The sequence below is a fragment of the Halomonas sp. SpR8 genome (assembly GCF_031010195.1).
Classification (GTDB): Bacteria; Pseudomonadota; Gammaproteobacteria; order Pseudomonadales; family Halomonadaceae; genus Vreelandella.
The window spans coordinates 116596-138126 of sequence record NZ_JAUAMC010000007.1; the positions used below are offsets into that span (position 1 = coordinate 116596).

Here is a 21531-nt window from a genome sequence, read left to right on the forward strand (position 1 = left end):
TGATGTGTCGACTTACAACAGCGTGACGAGTGGGAAGTAAGTGATAGCCACTATTGATAAACGGTGGCTGCATCCTGCAACAACTGGAAGGATTTGTCACTTGAGGGGCGTTTTGCCAGCGTTTATAGCGATGAGGTGATGAGCAAATAGCGTCAACATGCTAGTCTGCTTAGCTATTTTTAAACCATTTGGCTATTTTTACGCCATTTTTGACTTTTAGTAACTCAGTCTATGGGCGATTAACGGGGCGAGAGCCATGCATCTGCATATTATGGGTATCTGCGGCACCTTTATGGGTAGCTTGGCGCTGTTGGCGCGTGAAATGGGGCACCAGGTGAGTGGCTCCGATCAGAATGTTTACCCACCTATGAGCACCCAATTGGTTGATGCGGGCATTATCTTGATGGAGGGCTACCACGCCGAGCATCTGTCGCCGTCGCCGGAGCTTGTCGTGGTAGGCAATGCTCTGTCACGGGGCAATGAAGAGGTTGAAGCGTTACTCAATAGCGGCCTGCCGTACACCTCAGGAGCGCAGTGGCTGGCCGAGCATGTACTGCCCGGCCGTCGCGTGATTGCCGTGGCAGGTACTCACGGAAAAACCACCACCGCGAGTGTATTAGCCTGGCTGTTGGAAAGCGCCGGCTTAACGCCGGGGTTTTTAATTGGCGGGGTGCCGCGTAATTTTGGCGTGTCGGCTCGTTTAGGTGATCCCCAAGCGCCGTTTGTAGTGGAGGCTGATGAGTACGACACCGCGTTCTTCGATAAGCGTTCCAAGTTCGTTCACTACCGTCCGAATATTGCCATACTCAACAATCTTGAGTTTGACCACGCCGATATCTTTCCCGACCTGGCCGCTATTGAGCGCCAGTTCCATCACCTGGTGCGCACCGTGCCCAGCCAGGGCCAGTTGTTAGTTGCCGATCAGCAGCCTGCGCTTGAACGTGTATTAGATCAGGGAGTCTGGACGCCGGTAGTGCACTTTGGCGACCAGGACATGAGCGAATGGCAGCTTAAGTTAGAGCGTGCCGATGCCAGTCGCTTCCAGGTTATTTATAGTGGTGATAAGCAGGGACAGGCGGGCAGCAGCCAAGAGCAGGATGGGGTCGTTGAATGGCCGCTGACCGGCGAGCATAACGCCCGCAATGCCTTGGCAGCGCTAGCAGCAGCCCATTTGTGTGGGGTGGATTTAGCCCGTGGCTGTGCGGCACTGGCGCGTTTTGAAACACCCAGAAGGCGCCAGGAAGTGCGTGGCGAGATCAATGGCATCCAGGTCATTGATGATTTCGCTCACCACCCTACGGCGATTGCCGCCACGCTCAAAGGGCTACGTGCGGCAACCACTAAAGGGCGCCTACTGGCGGTGATTGAACCGCGCTCTAATACCATGCGTTTAGGCGCGCTGCGCGCGCGGCTAATTGAAAGCGTGGCCGACGCGGATGGCGTATTTTGGTTTCAGCCCGCCGGACTAGATTGGTCTATGGACGAACTCGTCGCCAGCCAGGGCGCGCACGCCCAGTTGTTTAGCGATATTGAAGCGCTGGTGGCGGCTGTGGTCACTCAAGCGTCACCGTTAGACCGTATTGTGGTGATGTCCAACGGTGGCTTTGAGGGCGTGCATGAGCGCCTGCTAGCCGCCCTGGCGATAGCCAAAGAGGGGCAAGCGTGACAGATATAGCAGAGGCAGCGTTTAAAAAGCCGATTACCGTGGCGCTCACCGGCGCGTCGGGGGCGCAATACGGTTTACGCCTGATTGACGTATTAGTCGCTGCGGGTCATGAAGTGTGGATAATGATTTCCAAAGCCGCCCATCTGGTCATTGCCACGGAAACTGATGTTGAGCTGCCTGCACAGCCCCAGCGTTTAGTCGAAGCGTTGAGTCAGCGTAGTGGCGCGCAGCCGGGTCAGATTCGCTGTTTTGGCCGCGAAGACTGGATGGCACCAGTGGCATCAGGTTCCGGTGCCCCGTCGGCCATGGTGGTGTGCCCGTGCTCTACCGGTACGCTCTCCGCCGTGGCAACGGGAGCCAGTAATAACCTGATTGAGCGAGCGGCAGATGTGGCGATTAAAGAGCGCCGCACGCTGGTGTTGGTGCCGCGGGAAAGCCCGTTTTCGCCGATTCACTTGGAGCATATGCTGGCATTGAGCCGCTTGGGGGTAGTCATCTTGCCGGCCGCGCCAGGGTTTTATCACCGCCCACAGAGCATTGATGATCTGATTGATTTTATTGTCGCACGGATCCTTAATCAGTTGGGCATCGAGCATACGCTGGTTCCTCGCTGGGGTGAGGTCGGTGACGCTGCAGCTGTTAAGGATGACTAATTTATGATGTCGTGGGCGACGCTCTCGGTTTTTGTGCCAACGTTTCTGTTTGTCTCGCTGACCCCAGGCATGTGCATGACGCTTGCTATGGTGCTGGGTATGACCCAGGGCGTTAAGCGCACGCTATGGATGATGATTGGCGAGCTGCTCGGTGTAGGCTTGGTAGCCGCGGCTGCAGGTGCCGGGGTGGCGGCACTGATGCTGCGTCAGCCAGAACTGTTCGTGCTGTTTAAATGGGTGGGCGGGGCGTATCTGGGCTATTTAGGCATCATGATGTGGCGCTCACGGGGGCGCATGGCGATTCCCAGCGAACTGGATGCTGGCCCACCCGCGAGCCCACTGCAACTGGCGATGCAGGGCTTTGTCACCGCAGTAGCAAATCCCAAAGGATGGGCGTTTTTCATGGTGTTACTGCCACCCTTTTTGGACAGCAATCGTCCCCTGGCAGGCCAGCTTAGCCTACTGATTGCGGTAATATTGACGATCGAATTTGCCAGTATGCTGGTCTACGCCACGGGCGGTAAAACGCTGCGCAATGTGCTCGGTAAGAGCGGCAATGTTCGCTTGCTCAACCGCATCGCTGGTACATTGATGATTGGGGTAGGTCTTTGGCTGGCCCTTGGCTAATGGGGGCTTCACTTGCTTTTAAATCGGTGGCAGTAGGCCCACACGGGCGCTAACGAGTATCAGCGAGGCGACGCTGAGCAGAAGCCAAGGGCAGGGGCGTAGGCTCAAGCGGGGCTGCTGTTGCCAGTGAAGCAGGGTGAAAGCGCAAACGACTAAACCTAACAAGGCGCCTCCCACTAAGTCGCTAAACCAGTGAACGCCCACTACCAGACGCGACAGAGCCATTGGCAACACCACCGCCATCGCAACCCAATAAGCCCCAAAGCGTTGATGACGGGGTAGCTCGGCTGCAATAAACGCTGCAGTTAGTCCGAACAGCACCACGGCTGTTGATGTGTGGGCGCTGGGGTAAGAAAACGACCCTATCAGATAGTCCGGGGTATCCGGACGCGGACGCCCAAACACCCCTTTACCCGCGATGTTAAGCAGCGCCACCGCCGTAAAAGCGCCACACCAGTGGAGTAGGGCATCCCAACGTTTACCCATTAGTAACCACACTGCCCATGGCAGGGTTAAGGCGATAAGGCCGAGGGTGTCGCCGATGCGCGCAAAAATATTACCCACTATGTAGGTGGCATCGCTCTGGAGATGGGTAAATAACGCCTGAACGAACAGGTCCATTTCCAATGGCCCGTGGTGGGCGATCACCAGTAGCGTCCAGCCCGATAAACTGCCAATCGCTATCACCAGCAGCAACAGAGAGGCCAGCGGAACATCGCCGGTTTGGCTCATGGCAAGCCATGGACGGCGCAGCAGCGGCAAACGACGAATACTGCCGGCAACTATCCGGTAAAGCCTGCCGTGCCGGGTGGCTTGTTGGCGTCCCCAGGAGAAAATTATCGCGAGTACGACCATAATCGCGACCAGTATAAGTAACGCTGCCTCCAGCCCCGGAGGAAGGTTTAAATGTTGCTGCCAAGTTCGGCCCAGTAAATAGCCGGGCAGTATATAAGCAGGCGCCCAGAGTGCCGCAGAGGTTATATTAGCCCAAATAAAAGTGCGCGGTGGCATCCGCATCATGCCTGCTACCAGTGGAATAATGGGTCGTACTGGACCAACAAAGCGGCCAATAAAAACCGACGACACGCCATAGCGCTCAAAGAAGCGTGCTCCTCGTCCCAGCCACTCAGGATGCTGTGAAAGCGGCCAGCGTTGTGTGACCTGTTCGCGATGTTTAAAACCCAGGGCGAAGCTGAGCCCGTCACCAGCGACCGCCCCTAAAAAGGCCGCCCCGATTAACCAAGCCAAGGCAATATCCTGGTGACCGGCTAAAGAGGCCGCCGTAGTAATCAGCACTACACCGGGAACCAGCAAACCCACCAGGGCAAGCGATTCTACCAGTGAAATCACCAGCACCAGGCAGAGCAATAGCGCAGGCGATGGCGTTAATGAGTAAAGCGAATCGACTAGCGGCACTGATTTCTCCAGCGAAAAGTGGGGCAGGATTTGGCCACTGATGATTAAACGCGGGCAAGAGCGTAGCCGCGGGCTTCAAGACGCTTTATATAACTTTCAAAGTTCTCCCTGCGACTCGGTAGGCAGGCCGCAATACGCACTTCTAGTCGGCCGGTTTCGACTAGCACACATTGAGAGAGTGCCCGCTGCAAACGTTCGCGAACCAACAGGGCACCGCTCTCCGTTGTGTTTGGCAGCACAAGCCAGAATATAGTGTTATCAGCGCGCCCGAGCACGTCGTGATCGCGGCAACGGCTATTAACTTCACTACACAGAGCACTTAACAGCGCCGTTTTCGCTCGATAGCCAAACTGCTCCTCCGCCATATCTGACTGCGGTAAGTGCAATACCAGTACCGCCAACTGTTGATTGAGCATGGCGGCGCGCTGAAACTCACTCTGCAAGCGCTCTTTTAAGGTATCGATATGATAGGCGCTGCAATCGTTGTCGTTGGGGTCGGTGGCCCGAAGCAGCGCCCGGCGGCGTGCATGCTCCCAGCGTGGGAGCGCAAGCAGCAGCGTTAAGGCGATGTAGCCAACAATGATCGCGGTTGGTGCGGCGGCTATGGATGGGAATAGCCACCATAGCGGGCCACCGGCAATATTAATCAGTAGAGCAGCCCATAGCGGTAGTAGTAAAAAGGCCGCAGTAATCGGCAAGCCTAGCCAAATAGGCGATACCTGGGGGTTATAGTAGAAGGATCCGATTACTGCTGCGTAGGTACAGCCGAGCAGAACAATACGTGGCAAAAAGATTTTAAACCCTTGCCCGATATGCATCAGCAGGGCCGATATGAGCAGTAAAGTAGTAAATGTAGGGATCAGCAGTTCGCGATAGTCACCCATGGCATAAAGCCAAAGCGCGTAGCCTGCCATCAGCACAATACTGGCGCCATAGGCTAGCGTCATTAACCGCTTGGAGATGTGATACTCAATCATACTGTCTCCCGCACACGCTCGGAGGGCAGTTTGCTCATCTCAAATACCGTTAACTCTGCCGGTTCGATATCTATTAATTCCAGGTGCTCGCTTGTCGTGTTGTCAGGTAGTTCGCTTAGCAGTTGGTTGCGCCGCTGAGCCGCTTCTTTTTGCGAGCGTGAGAGCATTAGTGTGGCGAGCGTCGTACTGTTCAGCCGGTAAACGTTTTCAAAGTCATAGGTTAGCTCACACAATTTTTGTGCCGTTGGCCAAAGCTGGTGGCGTTTTATATGCACAATAATCACTTCGGCATGAATCCCTTCGCGTTCGCAGCGCGTCTGCTCCCGGGGGATATCACGCAGCAGTTGCTCACCGGCCCATAAATTAAGGCCTGGGATTAAGCGAAGACGCTGGCGGATTGAGTCGTTTACATCGATAAGTTGCTGCGCCTGTGACAAGGCCAGCAATCCGAGCACCAGCAAAGAACAGAGCAGAAGAATAAATGCAGGAGCATCCAGTTGAGGAGCTACCATCGCTGCACTAATCAACGCGGCACTCAGGTTAAAGGCGGCCACCCAGGTGGTTTGAGGCAACATCAGCATTGCTGCCCAGGCCCAGATTAAAATGCTGTGTCTCTCTGGGGCGGCTGCAATTAAGCATACCAACAGCCCACCGGCGACGACTTGCCACGGCAATCCCTGTGAACGGCGATGGCTGAAATCGAGCAGCAGCGCGGTAATCAATAGCCAACTGACTGAAAGCCACAGTACTAGGGCTGCAGCGGGAGAAGTGGCCGGGGTCCAGAGCGCTAAAGCGACGGCAGCGGCTAGCAGGTTGGCACGAATTAGACGGATTTTGTACTTGCTTTGCATGGTGACTTACTATTCGTCCTGAACAACCAAGTGTATCCGAGCAAGTGGGTGAGCACGGAATGACAAACGTACACTACACACATGAGCTTATTAATCATCCTCAGTATAACGTCGAAATGGCGTAACATAGGCATAAAGGTGAAATCGGCTACATTTTGCCAATTAAAATTTAAAGCACCCTGTTGCACGGAGACATTATGAGCGTTTCAACACCGTTCCAAGACGAGGCCCATCAGCACTTGTCTGAGGGCAATGTGCCGGCTTACATGCAGGCCGTGGGTCAGGCGGCGCGTCGCGCATCAAGCGAATTGCGCCGGGCAGATACGGGGATGAAAAACCGCGCCTTACTTGCCATGGCGCAGCGCCTGACCGAAGCGCGTGGGCGCATCCTTGACGCCAATGCAGAGGATTTACAGCGTGGGCGTGAGAACGGTTTGGAAAGTGCTTTGCTGGATCGTTTGGCCCTGAATGACACACGCGTTGACGCCATGATTGAAGGGCTCCACCAAGTAGCGAGCCTGCCAGATCCGGTGGGCGAAATTAGCGATATGCGCTATCGGCCGAGCGGCATCCAGGTCGGTAAAATGCGCGTGCCATTAGGCGTGATTGGGATTATTTACGAGTCGCGACCCAATGTGACGATGGAAGCCGCTAGCCTATGTTTAAAATCCGGTAATGCCTGCATTCTCCGTGGTGGCTCGGAAGCGCGTGAGTCAAATGCCGCTATTAGCACCTGTATTCAAGCGGGGCTCGCAGATGTCGGCCTGCCCGCTGGCAGTGTACAGGTTGTCGCGACCACCGACAGAGAGGCGGTGGGCGAATTGATCAGCATGCCTGACTATGTTGACGTTATTATTCCTCGCGGCGGGAAATCGCTGATTGAGCGTATATCACGTGATGCCCGCGTGCCGGTGATTAAACATCTCGACGGCGTTTGTCATGTCTATATCGATACGACCGCCGACCCCGCCAAAGCCCTAGCCATCGCCGTGAATGCGAAAACGCATCGCTACGGCACCTGCAATACGATGGAAACGCTACTTGTCGACGCGCCGATTGCTGATCTGTTATTGCCCGAACTGGCTCGCGCCTATGCGGAACATGACGTTGAGCTGCGGGGCTGCCAGCGCACGCAGGTGCTGTTGCCGCAAGCGACCGCTGCGGATGAGCAAGATTGGTATGCCGAGTACCTGGCACCGGTACTGGCGATCAAAGTGGTCGATGGCATTGATGAAGCGATCGCACATATTGAACATTATGGCTCTCACCATACGGATGCGATTGTCACCCAGGATTACTCACTTGCACGGCGCTTTATGGCAGAGGTGGATTCCAGTTCGGTCATCGTTAATGCCTCGACTCGCTTTGCTGACGGCTTTGAGTACGGCCTGGGTGCCGAAATTGGTATTTCAACCGATAAACTTCACGCCCGTGGGCCGGTGGGGCTAGAGGGTTTAACCACACAGAAATACGTTGTCTTCGGTGACGGCCAGGTACGTGGGTAGGCTATGGCTAGGCATAAGTAGGTTACTGACATGAATAAGGTGTTGGCATGATTCAAACGGCACAGCGAATTGGCATGTTGGGCGGCACATTCGACCCCATTCATGTTGGGCATTTGCGTAGCGCGGTCGAGTTATTAGAAGTGCTATCGCTTGATCAGTTGCACATGATACCCGCTAAGCAGCCGCCGTTACGCGACAGGCCCCAGGTCTCGGCGCGACAGCGCTTGGCGCTTTTAAAAGCGGGTATCGGCGATACGCCGGGGCTAATTGCCGATGAGCGTGAGCTGCAACGGGCAGGGCCGTCCTATAGCGCTGATACGCTTGCCGAGCTGCGCGCCGAGTACGGTAGGCAGGCACGGCTGGTCATGATTATTGGCTTTGATACTTTTTTGCGGCTCGCTGAGTGGTATCAGCCTGAGCGTCTTTTCGAGCTTGCCAATCTAGTCGTGATTGCTCGTCCCGGTTACAGCGAGCCATTGCCGGCATTATTAACGGAACTGGTCGAACATCGTAGAGTCGATAGCGTTGAGACATTAATGCAGCGCCCCTGTGGTGGTTATTTGCCGTTGGAGCTGCCCTCGCTAATGGCAATTTCTGCGACCTATATTCGCGAGTGTTTAGCACGGGGCAAGAGCGTGCGCTATTTGGTGCCCGCCAGCGTTGAACAGGCCATTGAGCATGACGGACTTTATCGGCAGCGTGAATAGCGCTGGCAGTCACCAAAGAAGCCGTTACAATGGCCGGCTTTATTGATTGATTACCCAACGAGGTTGTCTTTAGGAGTCATGCACATCGATACATTGAAAAATCTAGCGGTTGACGCGTTAGAAGAACTGAAAGCACGCGACATTACCCAGTTGGATGTCGCTAAATTAACCGAGGTCACTGACCTCATGCTAATTGCCAGCGGTACGTCGACACGTCATGTCGCTGCTCTGGCGCAAAACGTAGTGGAAAAGGCCAAAGCTGCAGGCGTAGGGCCGTTGGGCGTTGAAGGTGGCGATAACGCCGATTGGGTGCTGGTCGACCTGGGCGACGTTGTGGTTCACGTGATGATGCCCGAGGCACGCGCCTTATACGATTTAGAGCGGCTATGGGCCGATCTGCCTAGTGATTCTGGCGCTATCTCCGGAGCGCTCAATGAAACACTCGAACGTTTCCATGAGCGAGCCGGCATGTCATGAGGATTCGGCTGTTAGCGGTGGGAAGCAAAATGCCAGCTTGGGTTGAAGAGGGTGTTGAGACCTACCGCAAGCGGCTCCCCAGAGATTTCAATCTCGAAATTGAAGAAATCGCGCTCGGCCAGCGTGGCAAAAATGCTGACATCGCGAAGGCGCGCGCTCAAGAGGCGCAGCGAATTCGCGATAAACTACGTGGCGACGAGTATGTCGTTGCTTTGGAAGTTAAGGGCAAGCCGTGGACGACCGAGCAGTTGGCGCAAGAGGCGGATGCTTGGCGCATGTCAGGGCGCGATATTGTGCTGCTGGTGGGCGGGCCGGACGGGCTTGAGCCTTCGCTTTCCGCTACGGCTGAAAAGACGTGGTCGATTTCTCCGCTGACGCTGCCACACCCCTTGGTACGAATTATCCTGGCCGAACAGTTGTACCGTGCTTGGACACTACTGGTAGGCCACCCTTATCACCGCTGACGGTTAAACGGTGAGCAATCGCTGTCAACGACCTGTTGCGCCTTTTTATTCGATTTGAGAGTCATCGTCGCCATGCCGAAGCGCCCCAACACGCTAAAAAACTCTGAGCAAGAATTGCGTATTTTTCGTGTTAGGGCGTTGCTTGCCGTTTTAGTCGTATTGACGCTGGCAAGCCTTATCATGGGGCGCTTGGTGTATTTGCAGATCGTTCAACATGATATGTACAGCACGCGTTCCGAAAATAACCGGGTGCGCGTCGAGCCTCTCCCGCCGAATCGTGGGCTCATTTATGACCGTAATGGCGTTCTGCTGGCTGAAAATCGCCCGACTTACAACCTGACGTTAGTTCGCGAGCGTGTCGATGAGCTCGATGAGACACTGGCACTGCTGGTAGAGTTATTAGAACTGCCTGAAGAAGAGATTGAAGCCTTCAACGTGCGCTCCCGTCAGCGTCAACGCCCTTATCAACCTGCGTTACTTATCAGTGATTTAAGCGAAGAGCAAATTGCTCGCTTGGCAGTTAATCGCCATCGCTTGCCAGGTGTTGAGATAGAGGCTCAGCCGTTGAGATATTATCCCGATGCCGACATCATGGCTCACGCATTGGGTTATGTTGGCCGAATTAACGCTGAAGAAATGAAGACATTGGATGCGGGTCGCTACGCGGGAACCCATTTTATCGGTAAAACCGGTATCGAACGTTTTTACGAACAGGAGCTTCATGGTCAAGCAGGTTTGCGAAAGGTGGAAACCAACGCTCGCGGCCGCGTCTTGCGGGAGCTTGGACGCACTGACCCTGTGCCAGGTGAGAATATAACTCTGACGCTGGATAAGTCGCTGCAGATGCTGGCTTATGAACTGCTGGATGGTCGTCGCGGCTCGATTGTGGCTATCGCACCGGCAACCGGCGAGATTCTTGCTATGGCGTCGGCCCCCGGTTTTGACAGTAACCAGTTTGTCACCGGTATTGACGTTGCATCTTATCGCGGCTTGCAGGAGGACCTTGACTTACCGCTATTTAATCGCGCCATTCGCGGTCACTACCCGCCGGGTTCTACGATCAAGCCTTTTTTAGCTTTGGCGGGTTTAGTGGAAGGAGTGATTACACCTGATAGCACGATTAATGATCCGGGCTATTACCAATTACCCAACGACTCCCGTCGCTACCGCAACTGGCTGCGTTGGGGGCATGGCCGAGTCGATATGGAGCGCTCTTTAGCGGTCTCTAATAATACCTACTACTACACCTTGGCGCATGATTTAGGTATCGATAATTTGCATAAGCAAATGAGTAACTTTGGATTTGGGCAGCGCGTTGCCCATGACGTTCAAGGTGAAAGCGGGGCGCTAATGCCGTCACGCGATTGGAAGCGCGGGCGTTTTAACCAGCCTTGGTACCCTGGCGAAACCCTCTCGGTAGGCATTGGGCAGGGTTATTGGCAGGTAACTCCTCTCCAACTCGCCAGCGCTACGGCCACCCTGGCCAACCGCGGTCATTGGGTAAAACCCAGGTTAGCCCGTCAGATCGGCGATACCCCCGTGCCGCGTGACTTGCCGGATACCCTCAATGATATTGAGCTAGCCAACGACAGTTGGTGGGATCGTGTATTTAACGGTATGGAAAAAGTGATGAGCGGTACTGAAGGTACCGCTCGTCGGACCGGCGTAGGTCTTGAGTACCGCATGGGCGGTAAATCAGGCACCGCGCAGGTGTTCTCGTTAGGTCAGGATCAACGCTACAACGCCGATGAGATAGCGGAGCGGCTGCGTGACCATGCACTGTTTATTGCCTTTGCCCCACTGGACGATCCTCAGATTGCCGTGTCAGTGATTGTAGAGAACGCCGGCGGCGGAAGTACTCATGCGGCCCATTTGGCGCGCGCAATGACCGATGCCTGGTTGTTGAAAGACGATGCGCCTGATGCAGAGGAAGTACGCGAAGTGCTAGAGAGAGATGATGCCAATGTGGAGGGTAACTAAGCCATGCCTTGGCATTATATCGCCCGTTCGATGCGGAGGCATCCAGTGCGGCCACCGGAGAGTGGTATCCCGCGGCGCAAAAGCATCTGGGAGCGAATCCATATTGATCCATGGCTGCTTGGCTTGCTGTTGGTGCTTATGGGGGGAGGCTTAGTCGTTCTTTACAGCGCTACCGGTCAGTCCATCGATGCGGTGATTGCCCAAAGCCTGCGTTTTGGTATAGCGCTGGTAGGTATGGCGATTATTGCCCAACTTTCGCCCTCCACTTTTTTACGTTTTGCGCCACTGGCCTATGGTATCGGCTTGGCCATGTTGATAGCCGTTGAGGTGGCGGGTGATATAGGGATGGGGGCCAAGCGCTGGCTTGAGATTCCGGGGGTGATTCGTTTTCAGCCCTCGGAAATGATGAAGCTGGCGGCACCGTTGATGGTTGCGGCTTATCTTAACCGCTGTGAACTGCCGCCGCGGCTGCGCGATATAGCGATATGTGCGGTCATCATCGGTGTGCCGGTCGTGCTGACGGCGATCCAACCTGATTTGGGCACTTCGCTGCTAGTGGCGAGTGCTGCGGTAATCGTGGTGCTGTTAGCGGGTTTGTCATGGCGGTTAATAGGATTTATGGCCGTGCTGGGGGCGGCGTGTGTTCCTATATTATGGATAAACATGCATAACTATCAGCGTCAGCGCGTATTGACGTTTTTGAATCCAGATAGCGACCCGCTAGGCTCTGGGTGGAATATTATTCAATCGACCACGGCCATTGGTAGCGGTGGCTTGTGGGGGAAAGGGTGGCTTCAGGGGACTCAGTCCCAGTTGGAGTTTTTGCCTGAGCGGCACACGGATTTTATTATCGCTGTACTAGGTGAAGAGTTCGGGCTAGTAGGCATGTTGGTGCTGCTGTGCCTGTATCTGTTAATCATCAGCCGTGGTTTATGGATGGCAAGCGGCGCTCAAGATACCTTTGGGCGCTTAGTGGCGGGCAGTATTATTTTGACGTTTTTTATCTATGTCTTCGTCAACATGGGCATGGTGAGCGGCATTCTGCCCGTCGTTGGCGTGCCGCTACCGTTAGTCAGCTTCGGTGGCACCTCAAGCGTGACCTTGTTAGCGGGTTTCGGTATTCTCATGTCGATACATGCCCACCGTCGGCTGCTGTCGCGTTAAGAAGCCAATTTACCGTCCACGCGCGAACTGCTCGCGAATGGAGACCTAAGTAACGAATGGTTCTGGAAAAGTTAGTTCTGGAATAGATAGTTCTGGAATGGATAGTTCTGGCATGGATAGTTCGGGAGTGGAGAGTTAATGAACAGGGTCAAAGGAAAGACGAGCGGTTATTTATTGGTGGCCTTGATGTGCTGTTCAGCGCCCGTGGTATTTGCCAATGAGCCTGCGCAAGCCTCTCAGCAAGACACTGCCCGCCAGGGTTTTGCCCCGCAGCAGAATGCTGATAGCCGAGCGCTGATGAATGAGTTGGTTGAGCAGGGGTTGCCGCAAGCGTGGCTAGAAGAGTCGCTGGGTCGGGCACATTATACGCAAAACGTGTTGGACGCCATGGAGGGCGCCGCTGAGCGTCGCCTTAAATGGTATGAGTATCGCGCTATTTTTCTGACTCAGCAGCGCATTGAAGAAGGCGTTGCTTTTATTGAAGCCCACGCTGATGCATTAGCGCGGGCCGAAAGCACTTATGGAGTGCCTGCCGAGGTTATTACTGCCATTATTGGTGTCGAGACTTATTATGGCCGCCATAAAGGTCAGCACCGTGTATTGGACTCTCTGGCCACGCTGGCATTTCATCACCCGACAAGAGGCGATTTTTTTCGCGGTGAACTCGCGGCGTTTTTACGCATAGCCTATGAGCAGCAGGTTGATCCGACTGAGCTTCGCGGCTCTTACGCGGGCGCCATGGGCTATCCGCAGTTTATTCCCACTAGTTATCAAGCCTATGCGGTGGATTTTGATGATGATGGGCGCCGTGACCTGTGGGAGAATCCGGTCGACGCTATCGGCAGTGTGGCAAATTATTTTGCTGAACACGGCTGGAAGCCAGGTGGCGACATTTACCATCAGGCCGACGGCCCAGATGTGCTGCCCGTAGAGCTACTAAAAGAGCTGTCGTTCAATCAAACGTCGTCTCCCACGGTAACCATCGCGCAGCTTGCCGACCATGGGCTAGAACCCAGTGAGCCGCTGGATGATGCGTTAGAGGTGGTGCCGTTGGCGCTTGAGTTTGCCGATGGTGAAACGCGCTATCGGTTTGGCGAGTTCAACTTTTATGTCATTACCCGCTACAACCATAGCCACCTTTATGGCATGGCTGTCGCCGAGCTATCGGAAGCGATTGCCGAGCTAGAAAATGAGTTGCACGAGGACGAGGCATGAATACTTGCTTGCTAAAGCCCCGATTTGCTAAAGCCTCTATAGCGACTGCCCAGCGTGCAGGGGGAGTGCTAGCTGTGTTGGCGTTGGTCAGTGGCTGTGCCAGCAACGACACACAGCGTGTTGACGCGCCTGGTACGTCCCAGCAAACGACCACTAATCAAGCGGCTGCGCCAGCCCCAACGGCTGCCGGCGCCAGCGGTGGTCGCTATGCCATGAGCGGTGATGCCTACCCCCTTGAGCCGCCGGATGTAACCAAGGTGCCCGACGCAGAGCCGCGGATAGAGCAGCCTTCACGTGCGGGCAACCGGTCAAGCTATGAGGTGTGGGGCAAAACCTACCACGTGCTGCCCGATGCAACGGGGTATGAGAAGCGTGGCACGGCATCCTGGTATGGTGAGAAATTCCATGGTTACGCGACGTCTAACGGTGAAATCTACGACATGTATAAAATGTCGGCGGCCCACCGTTCGCTGCCACTGCCAACCTTTGCGCGGGTAACCAGTCTAGATAGCGGCCAATCGGTGATTGTGCGCGTCAATGATCGCGGGCCTTTCCATAGTGATCGTGAAATAGATCTCTCTTATGCAGCGGCGGCGCGGCTAGGGTTTCTCGACCACGGCACCGGTTCTGTGAAAGTGGAGGCGATTGATCCTCAACAATGGCTAGCCGAGCGTGGTAGAGATGGTAGCGCGCCTATCCAGTCAAGGGCGTCAGAAGCACCCCGTGTCGCAGCAAACACTGTGCCTGCCGCTTCTCGTCAAGAGGTCCCAGCGCCTTCAGCGCAGCCACCATCGCAGTCACAAGCCCAGTCACAAGCTCAGGCATCGACCTCGGAGTTTCAGAACCAACCAAATCAAAATGATGCTAGCAACGCGGTTTATCTCCAAATAGCTGCTTTAGGTAACCCGGAAGGCGCGCAGCAGTTACAGCGGCGTTTGCAGGGTGAGCAGCCTCATTCCGTACGTATCATGAACGATGCCAGCGTGTATCGTGTTCAAGTCGGCCCAATTAAACCTGGGCAAGAAACCCAGGTGCGTGAAACACTGCGCCAAGCAGGGTTTCCTCAGGTCTTTGTTGTGCGATAATTCGCACCCTGTTTATTTCTTGTGGCGCGCCTAGCGCGCCACCGTGTTTTATAAATTAGCTTTGCAAGTAAGCTTTCAAGTAAGCGAGACTGACGTTATGAACGTGTTTACATCCATTGGTCGCTCTGCGCGCCTGTGCCTTTTTGCTGCCATGGCGACAGTAGCGGTGCCTGTTTCAGCTCAGGTGATTCCGCAGCCGCAAACTATTATCCCCTCTGCCCCTCAGTTAGCGGCGAGTTCGTGGATACTCATGGATGCCAATAGTGGTCGTATATTGGCAGAGCATAACTCAGACGAGCGCCTGCCGCCGGCGAGCTTAACTAAGCTAATGACGGCCTATCTGGTTGAGCGTGAGTTGGATCGCGGCACTATCAAACCGGATGATATGATCAATGTTAGTGAAAAAGCCTGGCGTACCGGCGGCTCGAAAATGTTTATCGAGGTGGGTGATCAAGTCTCAGTCGATGATCTGCTGCACGGCATTATTATTGTATCGGGCAATGACGCCAGTGTTGCCATGGCAGAACACTTGGCAGGTGGTGAAGCGCCGTTTGCGGATCTCATGAATCAGCACGCCACACGGTTGGGCATGGATAACACTAACTTCCAAAACGCCACTGGTTTGCCAAGCGAGAATCACTATTCGACTGCCCACGATATGGCGCGTTTATCACAGCACATCATTAATGATTATCCTGAACACTACGAAATCTACTCCCATCGCACCTTCTCTTATGGCGGTATTGATCAACCCAACCGCAACCGCTTGCTATGGCGTGATCCTTCAGTAGATGGTCTCAAAACCGGCTGGACTACAGAAGCGGGTTTTTGCCTTGTGTCATCGGCTAAGCGCGATGATATGCGCTTGATTTCCGTTGTGATGGGGACCACGTCTGATGAGGCCCGCGCGCAGGAAACGCAAAAACTGCTTAGCTACGGGTTCCGCTTTTTTGAGACATTGAAGCTTTATGAGCGCGGTGCTGTGCTGGCAACGCCTCGTGTTTGGGGTGGTGATATCAATGAGCTGCGGGTGGGTGTTGACGAAGAAGTGTATATGACCCTGCCTCGCAATCGTAATGAAGAGCTGCAAGCGCGCCTTAACATTGATCCAGACCTGCAAGCGCCGATTGCCATTGGTGATGAGGTCGGCACCTTAGAAGTTCACTTGGGTGATGAGGTCGTCGGTGAGCGTCGCTTAGTGGCGTTGGAAAACATCGAGGAGGGCGGCCTCTTCAAGCGTCTTTTTGACCAGGTACAGCGCTTCTTTAGTGGTCTGATCAGTAAGTTTACCGACTAATTGTGTTGGCTTTGGCCGTTGATTTTGTATTAGTAACGATAGGTTCGCTATGAAAAAAGATGCTCCACAGGGGCTGCGCGATTTGCGTCAACCGGCGGCTCAGGAGCCGCCTAAAATCACTTTCCCCTGTGATTATTCGTTAAAAGTCGTCGGCGATGCTGCCGACGACTTTCCCGCCTGTGTATGCCAAGTCATTGTGCGCCATGCGCCTGACTTCGACGCCACGACGATGCAGGTAGTTGACAGCCGCAACGGACGTTTCCAATCGGTACGAGTGATGATTAGAGCGACCAGCGAGCAGCACATTAAAGACCTGTTTGAAGACCTCAAGGCGACGGGTCGTGTGCATATGGTGGTGTGACCGTGGACGACACCACGCCGATTGAGTTCTATCACTTGGGCCGCCAAACGTATCACCCCGTTTGGGAAGCGATGCGCGCACTAACCGATACCCGCGATGCCCAGACGCCTGATCAATTTTGGCTCGTCGAGCACGACCCGGTGTTTACCCAAGGGCAAGCAGGCAAGCCAGAGCATTTACTGCTGCCTGGCGATATTCCGGTCGTGCATACTGATCGCGGTGGTCAGGTCACCTACCACGGGCCAGGACAGGTGGTGCTTTATCCACTGTTGGATGTTAGGCGCGGCAAAATTGGCGTGCGGGATCTGGTCACGGCGTTAGAGAATGCGGTAATAGAGGTGTTGGGTGATTACGGCGTGACCGCTAGAGCACGGCCAGATGCGCCCGGCGTCTATGTGCCAGTACAAGCGGGAGAGGCTAAGATTGCCTCGTTAGGCTTACGGATTCGGCGTGGCGCTAGTTTTCACGGTGTAGCGTTAAATGTTGACGGCGACTTGACGCCATTTCTACGCATTAATCCATGCGGCTACGCAGGCATGCCGATGGCAAAGCTTTCTGACTTTGTCGAGCTGCCAAAGGATCATCGTGTAGGTGAGCAGCTAGCCAAGGCTCTGGCCAAACAGTTGGGCCGCCAGCTAATCTGTATTGATCGCTCGCCGTTATATGCTTAATTCCGCACTACCAATTCCACAATATTTAGCTCGCCCCTATATAAAAGCTCACCCTATCTAAATTGAGCAAGCTTAATCTAGATAGAGTGAGAGGCTTGGCGGTTTACTTGATGAGCTACTTGGGCTAGCCGACGTTTAACGCTGGGATAAGGTTGGGGTCCGCTTGCTGCTCCTGACCCGGAATAGCGGCTGGTGAAGCTAGGCCTAGATTGTTCTTCTCGAATACGCGGTCAGCGCGGTAGCTAGAGCGCACTAGTGGGCCAGAAGGCACTTCCATAAAGCCTTTTTCAAGGCCGATCACGCGGTAGCGATCAAACTCTTCAGGCGTTACCCAGCGCTCCACTGCCAAGTGATTTTTGGTCGGGCGCAGGTATTGACCCAGTGTAACGATATCCACGCCGATTTCACGCAGGTCGTCAAAGGTCTGCAAAATCTCTTCGTCGGTTTCACCTAAGCCCAGCATTAGGCTGGTTTTGGTGATGATATCAGGGCGGTAGCGCTTGGCATGTGCAAGTACATCCAGCGTTTTGCGGTAGCCCGCTCGCCGGTCACGTACGCGCCCAGTGAGGCGTTCAACGGTTTCCACATTCTGGGCAAATACCTGCAGACCGGAGTCTACAACGCGCTCTATAGCGGTTAGCTCACCGTCAAAGTCGGGCGTTAAAGCTTCGACCACTACCTCCGGCGTACGTGCTTTAATCGCACGTATGCAGTTGGCGTAGTGCGTTGCGCCACCATCGTCAAGATCGTCGCGGTCTACCGAAGTAAGCACGATGTAACGCAGGCCCATTAACTCCACTGATTTAGCGGTGTTTTCAGGCTCTTCATGGTCTAGCCAGCCTTGAGGGTTGCCAGTATCGACGGCGCAGAACCGACAGGCGCGGGTACAAACTGAGCCCATTAACATAATGGTAGCCGTACCATTGCTCCAGCACTCGCCCATATTGGGACAGTGGGATTCAGCGCAAACGGTGCTTAATCGGTGGGTGGCAACATTTTTCTTGACCGCCTCAAAACGCTCCCCCCCAGGGATCTGTGCTCGCAACCACTTGGGCTTGCGCTCAAGAGAAGGAGCCTCAGCCTGCGCTTTGCGCTCCTTCATGCCATCCTTGATCACCGTCATGCCGTGTTCGTTACGGTACTTTTCACCGCTAGACACGCGCTTAGAGGGGGTATTGCTCATAGTGACAGAGCCTCTCTTCTGTGCGGTAGGCCGAAGGAGTGAGTGGATATGAAACTCTTCCAGGGCCTGACAATTGATACCTAACTAATTCGCCGTTAACTAATTCATGGTTAATCAATACACGGTTAATCAATACGCAATTAGTTAATACGGGGTTAGTTAATGCAAGATTCGCTCGATATTTTATCGCGCTAATAGCCGTTAATGTAACATATCTCGCTGTTAACAGGACACCTGGGCCGCTATGGTGAGAGCACCGGTAAGCAGGCGACGCGGTGGCTGGTTAGCGGGCCGAAGGGCGCCTGAAAATGGCAACGGTAGTCGTATAAGGCGTAATTATCAGGGTTAAAGATCGACGCCGTGGGCGTAGTGGCCTAGACTATATTGCATTGCAGCATCATTATTGTATGGTCGCATCATTGCTTTCGGGGCTGATGCCTGTGCATCAATCCTATGGGAGAACTTATGAACTTTCTCGCCAATCCTTTGTTTCCTGCTTCCGCTTTCACAAGCGCATGGATGAAGCAACAAAATGGCCCCTCAGATTTGCCCGGTAGTGAGGCGCTTGCTTCTTTGATTGATCCGTTTGGGTTTGGCCGTTCGGCATTTGCTTATTGGCGTGACAGCGTGGAGCGTAGCGTTCTGTATTTTGATGTTATGCGCGAGCGCGGCAATCAATACCTTGAGCACATGGAGCAAACCAAGCCCAATGTGCTGGGTTTTAATACCGAAGTACTAATGGATGGCCGGACGCTGCCGCGTCCTACCAACTATGAGCTGCTGCGAGTATTGCCCCATGAAGGGACTGAAATCGATCTCCAAAAGCGTCCCTTCGTGGTGGTCGATCCGCGCGCGGGACACGGGCCAGGGATTGGCGGTTTTAAACCTGACAGCGAGTTGGGTGTGGCGTTAAAAGCCGGACATCCCTGCTACTTTATCGGCTTTTTGCCGTTTCCAGAGCCGGGGCAGACCGTCGAGGATGTTGTCGAGTCGGAAATTGCCTTTTTGCGTCATGTGATTGAGCTCCATCCCGAAACCACTGAAAAGCCGATGGTGGTGGGCAATTGCCAGGCAGGCTGGCAAATCATGATGGCAGCCGCCTTAGAGCCAGACGTTTTTGGTCCTATTCTAATTGCCGGTGCGCCGCTCTCATACTGGGCGGGCGAGCATGGTAAGGCGCCCATGCGCTATACCGGTGGCATGTCAGGGGGGAGCTGGATGACGGCGCTGGCCAGCGATCTGGGTGACGGCCTTTTTGATGGCGCTATGTTGGTGCAGAATTTTGAGCGTCTCAATCCAGCCAACACTTACTGGAAGAAGCAGTATCACCTTTACGACAATGTCGACACTGAGGCTAATCGTTATCTTGAGTTCGAACGCTGGTGGGGTGGTCACGTCGTTTTGGGTGGTGAAGAGATCCAATATATCGTTGATAACCTGTTTGTCGGTAATCGGCTATCTACCGCTCAGTTGGTGACACAGGATGGCCGCCGTATTGATCTGCGCAATGTGCGTTCGCCAGTGGTGGTGTTCTGTTCGCGTGGGGATGATATTACTCCGCCCCCCCAAGCCTTGGGCTGGATTCGTGATCTTTATGAAGATGAAGACGACATCATTGCCAATGAGCAAACCATCGTTTATTGCCAGCATGATACAACAGGCCATCTAGGTATTTTTGTGTCAGGTAGTGTGTCGCGCAAAGAGCATACCGAATTCACTGCGAACATGGATTATATCGATGTGATGCCGCCGGGGCTCTATGAAACCACGGTGACGCATGTAGACGATCACCATGATCCTGAGTTAATCGAGCGCGACTACCTGTTGGAATTCACGCCCCGTAATTTTGATGAGCTGGATCGTGATGTGATGCACAAGCCTGAAGACGACCGTCGTTTTGCCACGGTGGCGCGGATTTCAGAAATCAATTTGGGAATGTATCGGCTTTTCATGCAGCCTTGGCTAAAAGCCATGATTACGCCAGAAGCGGCGCGTTTAATGCGCCGGATGCACCCGATTCGTTTGGGCTATAAGCTGCTTTCTGACCGTAATCCGCTGACCGTACCGCTGCCTGTTATGGCGGAAGCGGTGCGTAAAAATCGTCACCCGGTCTCCCAGGGCAATCTGTTTAAAGCGCTGGAAACCATGGGCTCTGACCAATTAGTCGCCAGCCTTAACGCGATGCGCGATTTTCGCGATAGCAGTACCGAAAAAATGTTTATGGATGTCTACGGCCAGCCTTTATTGCAGGCCGCTGTTGGCCTCTATGGCGATGCCCATGTGCATCGCCGTCGGCCTGGAGCAGAGCCCGAGCACCGTCGCTTCGTTGAACAGCGTCAGGAAGCGTTAAGTGCGAAAATTGCTCACGGTGGCGCTCATGAAGCGGTGATGCGTTCGCTTATCTACGTATTGGGCGGCGCTCCGGCCACCGATGAACGCAACTTTAAGCGCCTGCGCGCCTCGCGTGCAGAGCTTGAGCCAGGCATTGAGTTGAGTGAGTTCAAGCATCTGGTGCGTGAACAGTTCTTTATTTTAAAGCTGGATCGTGAGCAGGCACTCAACTCGCTGCCCGAGTTATTGGCCGGTCAAAGCAATAGCGAAATTGACGGTCATATGAAGCATCTTGAGGATGTGTTTGCAGCCAGCGGCGAGCTTTCAGAGCATATGGCTGAACGCTTTACTAAGATTAAAGCGCTGTTTGATAAGGCAAGACCCCGTAAGACGGCAGCCCCGGCCAAGCCAGTCGCTGCACAGCAGTCTGCCGTCAGTGTTAAAGCCGAGTCGACAAAAGCTAAAACGCCTGCTCAGCCCAAGGCTGCTGCAGCTAAGCCTCAAGCCGCTAAGTCTCAAGCTGCTAAATCAGAAGCAGCCAAGCCAGAAGCAGCCAAGCCAGAAACTACGAAATTGGCCTCTGTTAAGCCGACAGCTGAAACCGACGAAAAAGCAGCTAAACCGTCCGACGGTAACGAGGCATCGGCGACGTCGGCTCCACCAAAAGCCGCTAGCACCTCCGGGCGTCGAAAGACACCGCGTAAGCGCTAAAACAGTGCGTTAGCTGACATCGCCCCCGCCTATTAGGTGGGGGCGCTTTGTTTGTCTCATTACCTTTTGGGTTGCCGTAATGCTGGTGGCAGTCTAGTGTCTAGCTACTATTTATCTGAAATATAACCTTGGTTGTCTAAGATCTACGGATTCTCCCTGGAGCTTGGTTGCTACTGGCGCTTAGCCAAAG

Annotated in this window: 19 protein-coding genes; 15 read left to right on the plus strand and 4 right to left on the minus strand. The window is 54.3% G+C overall.

The genetic code is table 11. The annotated features are described in order from the left end of the window. Positions 1-256 precede the first annotated feature (256 nt). The 3 genes from mpl to QT230_RS14725 are packed head-to-tail and all read left to right on the plus strand — an operon-like array spanning position 257 to position 2946. A complete protein-coding gene (gene mpl / locus QT230_RS14715; RefSeq protein WP_308322712.1) occupies positions 257-1666 on the plus strand; it encodes a UDP-N-acetylmuramate:L-alanyl-gamma-D-glutamyl-meso-diaminopimelate ligase in 1410 nt (469 codons plus the stop codon). After that, positions 1663-2319, plus strand: coding sequence for a flavin prenyltransferase UbiX (locus QT230_RS14720; protein WP_308322713.1), 657 nt, complete (start codon positions 1663-1665; stop codon positions 2317-2319). Before mpl ends, QT230_RS14720 begins: the two co-directional genes overlap by 4 nt. A gap of 3 nt (positions 2320-2322) precedes the next feature. Beyond that, positions 2323-2946, plus strand: a complete 624-nt coding sequence (locus QT230_RS14725) for a LysE family translocator (RefSeq protein ID WP_308322714.1) — start codon at positions 2323-2325, stop codon at positions 2944-2946. An 18-nt stretch (positions 2947-2964) separates the two neighbouring features. On the opposite strand, the gene QT230_RS14730 is transcribed toward QT230_RS14725, so the two are convergent. From QT230_RS14730 to QT230_RS14740, 3 genes are read right to left on the minus strand one after another with little or no spacing between them, the layout of a single operon-like run. After that, entirely contained in the window at positions 2965-4362 is a 1398-nt protein-coding gene (locus QT230_RS14730) for a bifunctional DedA family/phosphatase PAP2 family protein (RefSeq protein WP_308322715.1), read from the minus strand. A 44-nt stretch (positions 4363-4406) separates the two neighbouring features. Further along, positions 4407-5339, minus strand: a complete 933-nt coding sequence (locus QT230_RS14735) for a diguanylate cyclase domain-containing protein (protein ID WP_308322716.1) — start codon at positions 5337-5339, stop codon at positions 4407-4409. Next, positions 5336-6190: a hypothetical protein gene (locus QT230_RS14740; protein ID WP_308322717.1), complete on the minus strand. Its 855-nt coding sequence runs from the start codon at positions 6188-6190 to the stop codon at positions 5336-5338. The genes QT230_RS14735 and QT230_RS14740 overlap by 4 nt, the downstream gene beginning before the upstream one ends. Before the next feature lie 197 nt (positions 6191-6387). On the opposite strand from QT230_RS14740, the gene QT230_RS14745 reads away from it, so the two are divergent. From QT230_RS14745 to lipB, 11 genes are all read left to right on the plus strand, one after another. Next, entirely contained in the window at positions 6388-7695 is a 1308-nt protein-coding gene (locus QT230_RS14745; RefSeq protein ID WP_308322718.1) for a glutamate-5-semialdehyde dehydrogenase, read from the plus strand. Positions 7696-7742: 47 nt separating this feature from the next. Next, positions 7743-8402 carry a nicotinate-nucleotide adenylyltransferase gene (nadD, locus tag QT230_RS14750; RefSeq protein ID WP_308322719.1) on the plus strand — a complete coding sequence of 220 codons (660 nt, stop codon included), beginning with the start codon at positions 7743-7745 and terminating at the stop codon, positions 8400-8402. A 78-nt stretch (positions 8403-8480) separates the two neighbouring features. Next, positions 8481-8879: a ribosome silencing factor gene (rsfS, locus tag QT230_RS14755; protein ID WP_308322720.1), complete on the plus strand. Its 399-nt coding sequence runs from the start codon at positions 8481-8483 to the stop codon at positions 8877-8879. Beyond that, complete coding sequence (gene rlmH, locus QT230_RS14760) at positions 8876-9343, plus strand: 23S rRNA (pseudouridine(1915)-N(3))-methyltransferase RlmH (RefSeq protein ID WP_308322721.1); 468 nt, start codon at positions 8876-8878, stop codon at positions 9341-9343. The genes rsfS and rlmH overlap by 4 nt, the downstream gene beginning before the upstream one ends. A 72-nt stretch (positions 9344-9415) precedes the next feature. Then, complete coding sequence (gene mrdA / locus QT230_RS14765) at positions 9416-11323, plus strand: penicillin-binding protein 2 (protein ID WP_308322722.1); 1908 nt, start codon at positions 9416-9418, stop codon at positions 11321-11323. Positions 11324-11326: 3 nt separating this feature from the next. Beyond that, the gene (gene rodA / locus QT230_RS14770; protein ID WP_308322723.1) at positions 11327-12487 is read left to right on the plus strand and encodes a rod shape-determining protein RodA; all 1161 of its coding nucleotides are present in this window, start codon (positions 11327-11329) and stop codon (positions 12485-12487) included. 138 nt (positions 12488-12625) lie between these two features. After that, on the plus strand, positions 12626-13702 hold the full coding sequence (mltB, locus tag QT230_RS14775) for a lytic murein transglycosylase B (RefSeq protein ID WP_308322725.1): 1077 nt from the start codon (positions 12626-12628) through the stop codon (positions 13700-13702). Continuing rightward, on the plus strand, positions 13699-14787 hold the full coding sequence (locus QT230_RS14780; RefSeq protein ID WP_308322726.1) for a septal ring lytic transglycosylase RlpA family protein: 1089 nt from the start codon (positions 13699-13701) through the stop codon (positions 14785-14787). The genes mltB and QT230_RS14780 overlap by 4 nt, the downstream gene beginning before the upstream one ends. Positions 14788-14884: 97 nt before the next feature. Next, a complete protein-coding gene (locus tag QT230_RS14785) occupies positions 14885-16084 on the plus strand; it encodes a D-alanyl-D-alanine carboxypeptidase family protein (RefSeq protein WP_308322727.1) in 1200 nt (399 codons plus the stop codon). Between the two features lie 49 nt (positions 16085-16133). Continuing rightward, positions 16134-16445: a DUF493 domain-containing protein gene (locus tag QT230_RS14790; protein WP_308322728.1), complete on the plus strand. Its 312-nt coding sequence runs from the start codon at positions 16134-16136 to the stop codon at positions 16443-16445. Next, positions 16442-17116: a lipoyl(octanoyl) transferase LipB gene (gene lipB / locus QT230_RS14795; RefSeq protein ID WP_374694470.1), complete on the plus strand. Its 675-nt coding sequence runs from the start codon at positions 16442-16444 to the stop codon at positions 17114-17116. The genes QT230_RS14790 and lipB overlap by 4 nt, the downstream gene beginning before the upstream one ends. 124 nt (positions 17117-17240) lie before the next feature. Here lipB and lipA read toward each other — a convergent pair whose 3' ends face one another. Further along, positions 17241-18299 (minus strand): lipoyl synthase, encoded by a 1059-nt coding sequence (gene lipA / locus QT230_RS14800; RefSeq protein WP_308322731.1) that lies wholly within the window; start codon positions 18297-18299, stop codon positions 17241-17243. A gap of 465 nt (positions 18300-18764) precedes the next feature. On the opposite strand from lipA, the gene QT230_RS14805 reads away from it, so the two are divergent. Beyond that, complete coding sequence (locus QT230_RS14805) at positions 18765-21341, plus strand: DUF3141 domain-containing protein (protein WP_308322732.1); 2577 nt, start codon at positions 18765-18767, stop codon at positions 21339-21341. Positions 21342-21531 lie beyond the last annotated feature (190 nt).